General features: G+C 62.8%; 9 protein-coding genes. 1 reads left to right on the top strand and 8 read right to left on the bottom strand.

Annotation, left to right across the window (positions count from 1 at the left end):
• Position 1: 1 nt before the first annotated feature.
• From dhaL to G3N95_RS00895, 8 genes are all read right to left on the bottom strand, one after another.
• Complete coding sequence (gene dhaL / locus G3N95_RS00930; RefSeq protein ID WP_205968079.1) at positions 2-637, bottom strand: dihydroxyacetone kinase subunit DhaL; 636 nt, start codon at positions 635-637, stop codon at positions 2-4.
• Positions 634-1,653: an ABC transporter ATP-binding protein gene (locus G3N95_RS00925; protein WP_205968078.1), complete on the bottom strand. Its 1,020-nt coding sequence runs from the start codon at positions 1,651-1,653 to the stop codon at positions 634-636. Before G3N95_RS00925 ends, dhaL begins: the two co-directional genes overlap by 4 nt.
• Positions 1,646-2,761: an ABC transporter ATP-binding protein gene (locus G3N95_RS00920; protein WP_205968077.1), complete on the bottom strand. Its 1,116-nt coding sequence runs from the start codon at positions 2,759-2,761 to the stop codon at positions 1,646-1,648. Before G3N95_RS00920 ends, G3N95_RS00925 begins: the two co-directional genes overlap by 8 nt.
• A gap of 3 nt (positions 2,762-2,764) precedes the next feature.
• The gene (locus G3N95_RS00915; protein WP_205968076.1) at positions 2,765-2,959 is read right to left on the bottom strand and encodes a hypothetical protein; all 195 of its coding nucleotides are present in this window, start codon (positions 2,957-2,959) and stop codon (positions 2,765-2,767) included.
• Positions 2,956-3,909, bottom strand: a complete 954-nt coding sequence (locus tag G3N95_RS00910) for a carbohydrate ABC transporter permease (protein WP_205968075.1) — start codon at positions 3,907-3,909, stop codon at positions 2,956-2,958. The genes G3N95_RS00915 and G3N95_RS00910 overlap by 4 nt, the downstream gene beginning before the upstream one ends.
• The gene (locus G3N95_RS00905) at positions 3,906-4,862 is read right to left on the bottom strand and encodes a sugar ABC transporter permease (RefSeq protein WP_205968074.1); all 957 of its coding nucleotides are present in this window, start codon (positions 4,860-4,862) and stop codon (positions 3,906-3,908) included. Before G3N95_RS00905 ends, G3N95_RS00910 begins: the two co-directional genes overlap by 4 nt.
• Positions 4,863-4,937: 75 nt before the next feature.
• Positions 4,938-6,269 carry an extracellular solute-binding protein gene (locus tag G3N95_RS00900; protein ID WP_205968073.1) on the bottom strand — a complete coding sequence of 444 codons (1,332 nt, stop codon included), beginning with the start codon at positions 6,267-6,269 and terminating at the stop codon, positions 4,938-4,940.
• Positions 6,270-6,382: 113 nt separating this feature from the next.
• A complete protein-coding gene (locus tag G3N95_RS00895) occupies positions 6,383-7,402 on the bottom strand; it encodes a LacI family DNA-binding transcriptional regulator (RefSeq protein WP_205968072.1) in 1,020 nt (339 codons plus the stop codon).
• 702 nt (positions 7,403-8,104) lie between these two features.
• Between G3N95_RS00895 and G3N95_RS00890 the strand changes: the two genes are divergently transcribed.
• Positions 8,105-13,747: a CHAT domain-containing protein gene (locus tag G3N95_RS00890; protein WP_205968071.1), complete on the top strand. Its 5,643-nt coding sequence runs from the start codon at positions 8,105-8,107 to the stop codon at positions 13,745-13,747.
• Positions 13,748-13,749 lie beyond the last annotated feature (2 nt).

The raw sequence follows: 13,749 nt of genomic DNA, 5'->3' as shown, positions 1-13,749 counted from the left end.
TTCATTCCTTGTCCTGCGCGAGCCGCGCGCACACCGCACCGATCATCAACTGGCTCGACCGCGCGCCCGGATCGATGTGGCCGCGCGAGCGCTCGCCGAGAAACGACGCGCGTCCTTTGGTCGCCAGCATGTCGCGCGTCGCGAGCATGCCCGCTTCGGCGACCTCCGGCAATGCATCGAGCACGGCTTCGGGAGCCGCGTCGTCATCGGCCAGTTCCGCAAAGCGCGACGCCACGGGAATGAGCACGTCCATCATCGTCTTGCTGCCGATGCCGGCCTTTCCGCGCTGCGCAACGGCATCGACACCCGCAGCGAAGACCCTGGCCGCATGCTCGACGCTCAGCGTCTCCGCGTTTGCGGATGCCTTTGCCATGCCGTGCAACAACGAATAGAAGAGCGGCCCCGACGAGCCGCCAACTGTCGACAACAGTTTGGACGCCGCGAGATCGAGCGCGGGCGCGAATGCCTCCGCCTCGATGTCGGCGCGCATCGCCAACAGCGCATCGGCGCCGCGCAACAGGTTGAAGATATGATCGCCGTCGCCGATCTGCTGATCGAGCGCTGCGATCTCGTCGGTGTGTTCCTTTAGCGTTGCATGCGCGGCCTCGATGCACGCCATGACCGTTTTCCCGTTCATGCCGGAATCCTCCTGCCGTCGGAGCGGAAATAGAGAAGGCTGCGCGGCGGCAGCGATACGCCGACTGTTTGTCCCGGCGCGAAATTGCGCTCGGTCATCGTGGTGGCGGCGATTGCGGTGCCATCGCGGTCCAGGATCAGCAGATGCCGAAGCGGTGAATACTCAAGCACGCGAAGATTCAGCACGTCACGCGTATCGGGCGCGTGCAGCACGATGTCTTCAGGCCGGATCGCAACCGTCCTGGTCCCTGTCGGCATCGCAGCCGGATCGAACAGAACAGCGGGTAGCAGGTTGATCGGCGGCGAACCGAGACGTTGCGCCGCGCTCAGCGAAGCAGGATTGCCATACACCTCGCGCGGCGTGCCCATCTGCACGATGCGGCCATGTTCGAGTATGCCGATGCGATCGGCGAGCGTCGTGGCTTCGACCTGATCGTGCGTCACGTAAATGATCGTCGCGCCGATCGTGCGATGCAGCCGCGTCAGTTCGATCCGCAACTCCTCGCGCAGTTTTGCATCGAGCGACGAAAGCGGCTCGTCCATCAGAAACACTTTGGGCTGCCGCACGAGCGCGCGGCCGATGGCGACCCGTTGCATCTCGCCGCCCGACAGACGGGTCGCGAGGTTGCCGAGTTTCGACTCGATGTGCAGCATCTGCGCGACGGCCTGCACGCGCGCCGTGACCTCTGCCTCGCTCACGCGGCGACGTGGGGAGCGCAATGGAAACGCGAGGTTGCCGAACACCGTGAGATGCGGATACAGCGAATATTGCTGAAAGACGAAAGCGACGTCGCGATCCGCGGGATGCATCGCCGTCGCCGCTTCGCCATCGATGAATATCTCGCCGGCGTCGGGATGTTCGAGACCGGCGATGAGCCGCAACGTGGTGGTCTTGCCCGCGCCGCTCGGCCCCAGCAACACGACGAACTCGCCCTCCTTCACGTCGATCGACACATCGTCCACCGCGACGATATCGCCGAATCGCTTCGTCACTCCTTGCAAGCGAATCTCAGACATAAGCGCCTCCGTTGCCGTTTCCATTGACGGCCATCTGCCGTGCAGCACAAGGCAGCAGCTTGCCGCTCGCTGCGTCGTACAGAAGCGTGCGTTCCTTGCGAAACGAGAGCCCGACCTGCGAACCCGCCGCCCGTCCGTCGTCCTTACCGACTCTCACGCGCACGATGCCGAGCGCGGTTTCGACCACCAGAATCTGATGCGAGCCGAGATACTCGTCGGCGATCACACGTCCGCGCAAAGCGCCATGCTCGTCGATCACGACGTGTTCCGGACGCACGCCCAGCAGCGCCTTCGCTGCGGACGCATCGGTGCGCGGCACGGGCACGGCCACGCCGCCCAGCGATACCGACTCAACGCCTGCATCGACGCCGCCGTCGACGGCCAGAAAGTTCATCGGCGGGCTGCCAATGAAGCTGCCGACGAACACGGTCGCTGGAAAGTGATAGACCTCGTGTGGCGATGCGGATTGCAGCACCTCGCCCCCATTCATCACGACGATGTCGTCGGCCATCGCCATCGCTTCCCGTTGATCGTGCGTGACGTAGACCGTCGTCGCGTTGAGCGCGTTATGCAGCTTGCGCAATTCGAGGCACATCAGTTCGCGAAAGTCCGCGTCGAGCGTGCCGAGCGGCTCGTCCATCAGAAACGCCTTGGGATGACGCACGATCGCGCGGCCCAATGCGACGCGTTGCCGGTCGCCGCCCGACAGGCCGCCTGTCTTTCGATCCAGTAGATTGTCGATGCGCAGCATATGCGCGGCTGCATCGACGCGCGTCGCAATTTCGCTGCGCGAAATGCCCTCGTTCTTCAGCGGGAAGGCGATGTTGTTGCGCACCGTCATATGCGGATAGAGCGCGAACATCTGGAACACGAATGCAATATCGCGTTGGCGTGCCCGCAACGCCGTCACGTTCTCGCCGTCGATCAGAATCTGGCCCGACGTCGGCAGTTCGAGCCCCGCGATCATGCGCAACGTCGTCGTCTTGCCGCAGCCGGAAGGTCCGAGCAGCACGACGAACCGGCCGTTGCCGATGGTGAGATTCGTGTCACGCACCGCCGTGAAGTCGCCGAAGCGTTTATGAAGGTTGGAAAGTACGATCGTCGACATGGCTCACTCCGGAAAGTGGCTGGTCACGACGAATGCCAGCGCACCCACCAGAATCACGGGAAACGACCACGTGTAGAGATCGACCGTGAATGGCTGGACCAGCATGGCGATGCCGAGCCCGATGAGCACCGTCGATGCGCCCTCGCAGTAGCGCCGGCGGAACAGGCGGCGGCGCGGCATGGTGGATTGGACTTTCATTTGCGCACCGCTCCAAAGGTGATGCCGCGCAACAGGTGCTTGCGCAACACGACGGTGAAGATCAGGATGGGCAGCACGAACAGGGTCGTGGCGGCCGCGACGGCTGGCCAGTCCTGGCCGCCCTCGCCGATGATGAACGGAATGAACGGCGGCATGGTCTGCGCGTCGCCGCTGGTCAGCAGCAACGCGAATGCATACTCGTTCCACGCAAAGATCAGGCAGAAGATGGCGGTTGCAGCGATGCCCGTGATCGCCTGCGGCAGCACCACCTTGATGAAGGCCTGCAGACGCGTGTATCCGTCGACGAGTGCCGCTTCCTCATACTCGCGCGGAATTTCGTCGATGAATCCCTTGAGCAGCCACACGGCCAGCGAAACATTCACCGCCGTGTACAGCACGATCATGCCCAGATAGCTGTCCGCGAGGCCCAGCGCGCGATACATCAGATAGATCGGAATCGCGACGGCGATGGGCGGCATCATCCGCGTGGACAGGATGAAGAACAACAGATCGTCGGCAAGCGGAATCTTGAAGCGCGAGAATGCATAGGCAGCAAGCGTGCCGAGAAAAACCGCGAGGAAGGTCGAACCAAAGCCGATCACGAGTGAATTGACGAAGCGCGGCAAGACTTTCGATGGGCCCGCAATCACCATATTGCGCTTGCGCACATCGCGGTCATACCAGGTTTGAGCGGGCGGCAAGCTCGCGATGAACTCCGGCGTCTGGCGCGAGCGGATCGTGAAGAGATTCACATAGCCTTCCATCGACGGATGAAACACCACGACGGGCGGATACGCTATCGCGTCTTCCTGCGTCTTGAAGCTGGTGAGGATGATCCATACGATCGGCAGGGTCGCAATCAGCGCATAGGCGATCACGACGACGGCGGCAAACGTCTTGCTGCGCGGCGATGCGGCCACCACCGACTGTTGAAGCGCAAGGTCTGTCATCGCTGTTTCACCCGGTTGAGTGCCTTCACATAGATGTTCGCCGCGCCGAACACCACCACGAACAGAATGATCGCCAGAGCGGACGAGTAACCCGTCTGCCACTTCTCGAATGCGGCACGCTTGAGCGTGATCGATACCGTTTCCGTGACCGAACCGGGACCACCCGATGTCAGCAGGTTCACCATGTCGAACATCTTGAAGTTCTCGATACCGCGAAACAGGATCGCGAGCATCAGGAACGGCAGCGTCATCGGCAAGGTGATCGACCAGAATTGCCGCCACGGCGAAGCACGGTCGACTTCGGCCGCTTCGTAGATGTAGTCGGGAATCGAGCGCAGTCCCGCGAGGCAGATCAGCATCACGTACGGCGTCCACATCCATGTATCGACCATCACGATGGTCCAGGGCGCGAGGGGCACGTCGCCGATCATCTGGAACGAGTTCGGCGGAATGCCCGTGAAGAAGCTGACGATGTCGTTGAACAGACCCGTTTGCGGTTGCAACAGGAAAGTCCAGAAGTTGCCGACCACGGCGGGCGACAGCATCATCGGCAGCAGAATCAGCGTCGTCCAGAAACTATGGCCGCGAAACTGCCGGTTGATCAGCAGCGCCAGCCCGAAGCCGAGCAGAACTTCGAGCCCGACGGACCAGAACACGAAGCGCGCCGTCACCTGCATCGCGTACCAGATGTCCTCGTCCGTGAGGATGTCCGTGTAATTGCCGATGCCGACATTGCGCGCGGGCACGCTCGGCATATTCGACTTGAAATTCGTGAACGACAGCCGCAATGCCCAGATCAACGGAAAAATGTTGATGGCGAGCAGCAGCAAGATGGTCGGAAGAATGAACAGCCACGCGATGGTCCGGTCAGATAGTCCGCGCAGACGCGCGGCTGCGCGCGTCTGTGCTTTCGTCTGCAATCCTTCCGGAGGAAAAGGCTTGTTTGCCAACATGCCCGACTCCTTTATCTCGCAGACCGGCAAGCTCGTTTCGGCTTGCCGGTCCGCGCTTTCATGTTCCCTTTGACTTTAGTTCTTTCCTTCTGCCTTGAAGACCTTGTTCCAGTCCTTGACGAGCAGATCGAGCGCTTCCTTCGCGCTGCCTTTGTCGGCGACCACATAGTCGTGCACGCGCTTTTGCATGTCGAGCAGCAGTTCGGCATAGGCAGGTTCGGCCCAGAAGTCCTTCACGATCGACATCGACTTCAGGAACGCAGGCGCAAATGGCTGGCTCTTCGGAAAGTCCGGCGCATCCACGACCGACTTCGCCGCCGAATAGCCGCCGAGTTGCCACCATTTCTTCTGTACATCAGGCTGCGCAAACCATTTGATGTATTCGAGCGCATCCGCCTTGTGATCCGAGTACGACACGACGGAAATACCTTGCCCGCCAAGCTGCGTGAACTGCTTCATCTCTTTGGGATTGACGAAGAAGCCGATCTTGTCGCCACCGACATTCGGATCCTTGTACAGTCCCGGGAAGAACGCAAACCAGTTCATCTGCATCGCAACCTGCCCCGACTTGAACGCATCGAGCCCTTCCTGCATGTACGCGTTGGTCATGCCGGGTGCGGTGCAGCACTTGTACAGCGCCTTATAGAATTCGAGTCCCTTGACCGCGCCCGGCGAATTGACGAAGCCGTCGAGACGATAGGGTTTCTTCGGATCCTGGTATTCGAAACCGAAGTTGTAGAGCATGTTGGTCACGCCCATCGTGATCCCTTCGGAGCCGCGTTCCGTGAAGATATACGCGCCATACACGGTCTTGCCGTCGATCTTGCGGCCCTGGAAGAACTCGGCGGTCTGCTTCAGTTCGTCCATCGTGGTCGGCGGTTCGAGTTCTCGCTTGTACTTCTGCTTGAATTCCGCGCGCAGTTCGGGCCGTGCAAACCAGTCTTTGCGGTAAGTCCAACCCACTGCATCCGCCATTGCAGGCAGCGCCCAGTAGTTCGGTGTGTCCTTTGGCCACTCCGCGTAGCCGACGACAGTCGCGGGCACGAAGTCGTTCATCGATATCTTGTTCTTGTCGAAGAAGTCATTCAGCTTCACGTAGTGTCCATTGACCGCGGCACCGCCGATCCACTGGCTGTCGCCGATGATGAGATCGCATAGCTTTCCGTGCGAATTCAGTTCGTTGATAAAGCGATCCGCGTAACTCGTCCACGGCACGAATTCGAACTTCATCGCAATCCCGGTTTTGGCCGTAAAGTCTTTCGACAATTCGACCAGCGCATTGGCGGGATCCCACGCGGCCCAACATAGCGTCAACTGCTTGCCTTGTGCGTGTGCCGCCGATCCGAAGCCTAGTCCCAGCGATGCCAGGACTGCCGCGATTACCCTTGCTGACGTAAGACGTAACATGTGTCTTCTCCTTGTCTCTGTCGGGTCTCCAACCTGATCACAGACAGCGCCCATGCGCCGGACGCTGTATTCGGCTCTGGCGGACCTGTCGAACCGTCCGCATGTCGCGAGCTTCAGGCATGCGCATTCTCACGAAGATAAATACGGGTTTCGGGCGTCGGGATCGCGAGTACACCGCGCACGTCGTTCAGAAAGTTGATCGCGGCGAGTCCCGCCTGATGAACGATGCCGCGCACGTCCTGATCGAGGATGACGTCGATCGCCCGCTCTGACAGTTGAGCCCGCGTGTCGGCCGTGCACTCGTGGCCGATCAGTACGATGCGCGCCTTGTCGCCCGATTCCTGCAACGTCGCCGCAACGCCGGAAATACCGCCACCCGTTACGTACACGCCGACCAGGTCCGGGTGACCGGCCATCAGTCCCTGCACGGCGAGCCCGGCGCCATCGTCGTCTTCGGCGAAATCGGGCTCGGTGAGCCAGCGCAGGTTGCGAAAGTCCTCTTCCAGCACCTGAGAAAAGCCCGTGCGGCGATCGAGCTGATCGTGCAGACGCGACGATGCGGACAGCACCGCGACCGTGCCGATGCGCGAACCGACGAAGCGCCCCATCAGCAGCCCCGCAGTTCGTCCGGCGATGCGGTTGTCGACACCGACATAGGCAGCGCGCGCGCTCGACGGCAAATCTGAAAAGACCGTCACGACGGGCACATTGGCATCGGTCATGTCCTGAATCATCCGCTCGATCCACGGGTAATCGAGTGGCACGAGCACGAGTGCGTCGTAGTCGATCAGTTGCCGAGCGAGTGATGCCGCGTCGCGCTGGCTGGACAGATCGCAGCGATAGAACGACGACACGAGACGATGCTCGCGAAAGAAGCTGGCCGAAAGCGCGATATCGCGCTCGACCTGATCGAGAAAACGGGAATTGATTTGCGGCAAAACGAAGGCGACGCGGAACGAAGTCGCTTTAGCGGGCCGGCCGCGGCTCGCGCGTTCGTCACGCAGTGTCGCCAGCGCGAGATGGACGCGTTCGGCCGTTTCGGGGCGCACGCCCTGATCTTCGCGCAGCACACGATCTACCGTGGCAACGCTCACGCCGGCGCGACGCGCAATCATCATACGGGTAGCCGGCATGGGTCTCCTCCGGTGCCTGGCGAAGAGTCGTTTTGTTAACTCAAGATAGTTTTCCGCGTCTGAAATGCAAGCTTTTTTATCGCTTTAAATGCGTCATTCTTGATAGCGTTTAATCAGACATGTTCTCTGTATGCGCTTACTGTTGCTGCGTTATCCGATTAGCGGGTCGTGCAAACGCACTTCATCAGAGAATGAGAGCGGAACAGCGAGATGGTTTAACTGCATAAGACACCTAACTTTTCATCATGCGTCAACGCATAGTTCGCCCGCGATCACACCTGGCGATGCTGGTTCCGCGAGCTACACCTCGAAACGAAACGCTTCACCGTGCATCGCGACCTGCCCAGACACGCACGGTCGACATCGAGCCTCAAGTCGTGCTGACAGACCTCACGGAGACATAAGCAAAGGGCCGCACGATCCGCGCGCAGCAATTCGAACTCTGGTTCGCGAAGGGGCCGATCACGGTCGGTCCCGCGACGAAATAACGCTACGTCTATGCGATTTATTCAGGCTCCCCGGAATCCGCATGCAATGTGCCCTACCGCACATTGCCCCAACCGCCCGCCTTTGGCCCAAACAATTCCTGGGCTATGAATCTATAGCGCTTTTCCCACGCCGGGGCGCGCCCCGCATCTCATGCCGTGCTGGCGTACCGAGTATCGAGTCACGACCGGCCGCGTCCAACCTGGGCTTCTGATCATGACACCATCGACTGCTCAAGCCGTGACCTTCGTCGTGTCCTCCGACGATGCCGGCGGAAGTCCGCCCGTTCCTCCATCCGGCGATCTGCCGCTCGCGGGCACATCGCGCGAATTCGTGCGCTTGTCAGCGACGCGCGGCCAGGGCGCCGAACGCAAGATATCGGCGGAGCCGGGTCGCGACGTCGTGATTCTCCGCATCAAGGACGGGCCTCCCCTGGTGCTTCATCCCGACACCGCGCGCGACCTGCTGCTCGGTCAGCAGGAAGTCAAGCGAGGCGCCGCCCCATCATCCGATGTCCGCGTGCCGTCGCAATTGCAATGGCGCGGCTTGCAACGCGCCGGCGTCGCGAGTGGCACGCAGCAGCGCGGACTGCTGAAGGACGTGTTGTGCGCGAGCGTCCAGATCTTCCGGCCGACGAGCCAGACGGGCGCCAATACGGGCCCGCTCGCGGGTGCGCTGGCGCGCAAGGTGATCGACCATTTCGACGATCGCATCGATCCGGGACTTCATCGACTCATGCTCGCCAGCCTCGGACCGCTATCGGACGCGACACGCGTCGACACGGTCAGCCTGACCGCCGGTTCGAGCCAGCCGGTCCTGGTGCTGCTGCACGGCACGTTCTCCGATACCAACGGCACGTTCGGCAAGCTATGGTCCGAACACGCCGCACAAGTGAAGCGCCTCTTCGATCAGTATCGCAATGGCGTGTATGCGCTCGAACATCCCACGCTCGGTGTGAGTCCCATCGCCAACGCACTGGCGCTCGTCAAAACCATGCCCAAAGGTGCGCGGATGCATCTGCTGAGCCATTCGCGCGGCGGTCTGATCGCGGAGGTGCTTGCGCGCGCGTGCAGCGGGATCAACCTGAGCGACTCCGACCTTGCGCCGTTCGCCAAAGCAGACGGCGCCGACGACCTGCGCGATCTCAAGGAACTCATTCAAGTCGTGCGCAGCAACGACATTCGGGTCGAGCGCGTCGTGCGCGTCGCCTGTCCGGCGCGCGGCACGCTGCTCGCGTCGAGACGGCTCGATGCGTATCTATCCGTGGTGCACTGGCTGATCGCTCAAGCCAATCTGCCCGTCACCGCCGCGCTGGTGGATCTCATCTCGGAAGTGGCGCGCTGCCGCATGGATCCGCGCGAAGCACCCGGACTCGCGGCGCAGATGCCCGACAGCCCGTTGATCGACTGGCTGCATGGAACCGGCACGCCGCTGCCCGGCGACCTGCGTGTGGTGGCGGGCGACATGGACGGCGACTCGCTCGCCTCATGGATCAAGACGCTGCTGTCCGACGCGTTCTTCTGGACCGACAACGATCTCGTCGTGCAGACACGCTCCATGTACGGCGGTGCGCCGCGTGCAGCCGATGCGAGCTTCGTGCTCGACCGCGGCGGCAAGGTCTCGCATTTCAGCTATTTTTCCAACGAGCGCACGGCGAAGCTGATTGCCGACGCGCTCATTTCGAACGCACCGCCCGCCGACTTCCAGGCGATCGGGCCGCTGTCGTGGGCAGGCGAATCGTCGGACGGCGTACGCGGAGCCGATCGCCGCCGCGCCGAGCCGCAGCCGGAAAAGCCCGCCGTGTTTCTGCTGCCGGGCATTCTGGGCAGCCATCTGAAGGTGAACGGCGAGCGCGTGTGGCTCAGCTGGCGGCTCGTCAACGGGCTGTCGAGGTTGCGTTACGCGCAGGATCAGCCGGACGGCGTAACGCCCGATGCACCCATCGGCATGATCTATGACGAGCTCGTCAGCTTCCTTCGCACGACGCACGAAGTGATCGAGTTTCCGTACGACTGGCGCAAGCCGATCGAGGAAGAAGCGAAGCGGCTCGGCGAAGCCGTGCAGCAGGCGCTGACGCTGCGCGCAAAAAGCGCGCAGCCGGTGCGCATCGTTGCGCACTCGATGGGCGGGCTGCTTGCGCGCGCCATGCAACTCGAATGCGCCGACGTGTGGGACCGGATGCTCGCGCACCCGGACTCGCGCATCCTGATGCTCGGCACGCCCAATGGCGGTTCGTGGGCGCCGATGCAGGTGCTCACGGGCGACGACACGTTCGGCAATGCGCTCGTCACCCTCGGCTCGCCGTTTCGCGATCACGACGCGCGCCAGATGATGGCCGAATTGCCCGGCTTCCTGCAATTGCAGGCAGGCTTGTCGGATGCGAACACCAAGCTTGCGAATGCGGACACCTGGCGCACATTGGCCGATGCGGACGTCGCCGCGCTCAACCAGTTCAACTGGTGGCACACGAATGAGGAGCAGACGGCCGTGTTCCGGTGGGGCGTGCCGACTCAGGCGGTGCTCGACCGGGCGATCGGCTGGTATCAGCGGCTCGATGCACAACGTCAGAAGATGCCCGGCCTGTTCCGCGACAAGGCCGTGATGGTGGTCGGCAGCGCGAAGCTCACGCCCTGCGGTTACGAGAGCGGAGATCGGGGGCTGACCTATCTGCACGTCGAAGGCAATGCGGGCGACGGCCGCGTAACGCTGGAAAACGCCGCGCTGCCGGGCGTGCCCGTCTGGCAGATCGGCGTCATGCACGGCGATCTGCCGAAGGCCAAGGACTGCTTCGCCGGCTTCCTGGAACTCCTCCAGTCCGGCTCGACCAACCGACTATCCCACCCCGCAGCGGACAAGCGCGGCGGAGCGCCCGCCGCGCCGCCGGCGAACGGCGAATTGAAACGCTGGAGACCGTCGCGCGAGCGCGGCGCGATGGTGCCGCCGCGCGGAGAAGACGATCTGCAGCGCGTCGAAGGCGCCGATTCGCTTGCGGCCGACACGCGTGCCGCGCGCCCGCTCAGTATCACGGTCGTCAACGCCAATCTGAAGTTCGCGCACGGTCCCGTGATGATCGGCCACTACCGCGGCTTCGCGCTGACGGGTACCGAGCGCGTGGTCGATTTGTTGATCGGCAAAACGATGAGCGAATCGCTGCGCAACGGCCGCTATCCGCAGACAACCGAAACGCAGTTGATCTTCTGCAACCTGAATGCCAATCTCTACGACGAGAAGCAGTTGCCGCGCCCCGAAGGCGTCGTTGTGATCGGCCTTGGCAGCGAAGGCAAGTTGCACACGAGCGATGCGATGGCGTCGGTGCGGCAAGGCGTGATCGCGTGGTCGCAACGCCTTCTGGAGCGAACGCGCGAGCGCGAGCGCACCGAGCCGTTCGACTTCTCGTCCGTTCTGGTGGGTAGCGGCGGGATCGACGTGACGGCGGGCGCGTCTGCGCGGTTCATCGCCGAGGGCGTATGGCAGGCGAATCAGCGGCTTGCGCTCACGGGCTGGCCGCAAGTCGCGCGACTCAAGATCTATGAACTCTTCCTCGACCGTGCAACGGAAGCGTGGCGCTCGCTTCAGCTGCTGAGCGCCGCGATGCCCGGCCGGTACGACGTCGAGAAATCGGTCGAACACGGTGCGGGCGCACTGCGCCGCCCGCTCGAATCGAGCTACCGGGGCGCGGACTACGATCTGATCAGTGCGGTATCCCAGGTCTCAACGGAGGGCGAGCACGAGATATCCTTTACGCTCGACACGCGGCGCGCGCGCTCCGAAGTCCGTTGCGTCGCCACGCAGGTGCGTCTGTTGCGCGAACTCGTCACCGCTTCCTCGAACGACCAGTGCCAGGACACCAGTATCAGAGGCGCGCTCTTTCAACTTGTCGTGCCGCTCGAAATCCGGCCGTTTCTCGCCGGCTCGACCGAGATGCAGATCCAGCTCGACCAGGGCACGGCGGGCATTCCGTGGGAACTGCTCGACTGCGCGCAGACGGATGGCCCCCAGCAACAGGACACGCGGCCGTGGGCGATCCGTTCGAAGCTCATCCGCAAGCTGCGCACCACGGACGACCGGCGCTTCGTGTCCGACACGGATAGCGACGCGCAGATGCTCGTGATCGGCGAGCCCGATTGCGATCCCACCCGTTATGTGCGCCTGCCGGGCGCGCGCAAGGAAGCGGAAGCTGTCGCCCGGTTGTTGCGCGAGCGTCACGGCGCGGAAAACGTGCGCGAGCTCATCGGTGACGCGAGCGGCCAGAACCGTCCCAATGCCCGCACCATCATCACCACGCTGCTCGAGCGCGACTGGCGCATCGTGCACATCGCCGGGCACGGCGAGGCACCCGATGCGAGCGACGACGCCGCCACACGTTCTGACGAAGACAAACGCAAAGGCATCGCCACGCGTCCGGACCAGGACAGACGCAAAGGCGTCGTCCTGTCGAACGACACCTTTCTGGGCCCGCGCGAGATCAAGAACATGGAGCGCGTGCCTGAACTCGTCTTCGTCAACTGCTGCCACCTGGCGGAGCGGGATGCGCGGCAGCTGTTGACCGACGAGAAACGTGTCGAGATCAACCGGCCGCAGTTCGCCGCGTCAGTCGCCGAGGCGCTGATCGATATCGGCGTGCGCTGCGTGATTGCGGCCGGATGGGCCGTCGACGACGATGCCGCCGAGACTTTCGCGACCACTTTCTATCGCGCGCTGCTTGCCGGCGAACGCTTCGGCGACGCAGTCGGACAGGCGCGCGACGCCTCATGGCGACTCGACGGCAACACGTGGGCTGCGTATCAGTGCTACGGCGACGCGAACTGGCAACTCCGATGCAAGGACTCGCGCCCCAACAGCCGGAAAAGATCGCCGCCCGACCATTACGCGGGCGTCGCGTCGGCGCCTGCTCTCACGCTGGCGCTCGAAGCGCTGATCACAAAGCTCCGCTATGACGACGACGAGCCGGACACGCATCTGGAGCGTCTCAACTATCTGGAGACACGCTTCGGCGAAGAATGGGGAAGCATGGGTACCATTGCCGAAGCGTTCGGCATGGCGTGTTCCGAAGCGGGCTGGGACGAACGTGCGGTCGACTGGTACAAGAAGGCGCTCGATGCCAACGATGGCAGCGCGTGCCTGCGCGCGGCCGAGCAACATGCCAATCTCTCGGCCAAATGCGCGTGGGCAGCGTTGCGCGTCACGCCCGTCAACGGCAACGCAGGCACACCGCCCCAGCAGACCGACATCGCCGCGGCGCGCGAACGCGTGAACGGCGCACTGAAACGCATCAACACGCTCATCGCCCTGAGCCCGACGATGGAGCGGCACAACATCTGCGCTTCGGCCTACAAGCGCCTCGCCATGATCGAGCGCTTCGCCCAGCAGCCGAAAGCCGAGCACGAGGCGCTGGAGATGATGTTGAAGGGGTATTACGCGTCACTCGATCGCGCTCGCATCACCGACGATTCCAACTCTTTCTATCCCGCGCTCAATTGCCTCGCCGCCGAACTCGTGGTGCGGCCGCCCGGCGAGATCCGCTCACTGAACAACGATCTCGCCAATAACGCCGAGAGCTGGCTGGCGAGGAAGAATCGCCAGTCCCCGGACTTCTGGAGCGTGTATTCCGTCTCGGAGCTGAACATCTATCGATGGCTCGCGGACGGCACTTTCAGCGACCATGCGCCGCAACTCGAACTGACGCTCGCACGCCTGCACACCCGGGTGCCGTCGGTGAGATATTGGCGAATCGTGTCGGGGCAATGCGAATTCGTGCTGAGCCGTTTCTGCAGCGCGGCGAACGAGGGGGAATACGATGCCGCGCAGAGATTGCTGAATCTGCTGCGCGGGTGGGCGGAAGAACCTGGGCAAACCTGACG

This window comes from Paraburkholderia sp. Tr-20389 (genome assembly GCF_017104565.1).
Lineage (GTDB): Bacteria > Pseudomonadota > Gammaproteobacteria > Burkholderiales > Burkholderiaceae > Paraburkholderia.
The sequence above is the reverse complement of the archived record's forward strand: the minus strand, read 5'-3'. Positions and strand labels throughout refer to the sequence as shown.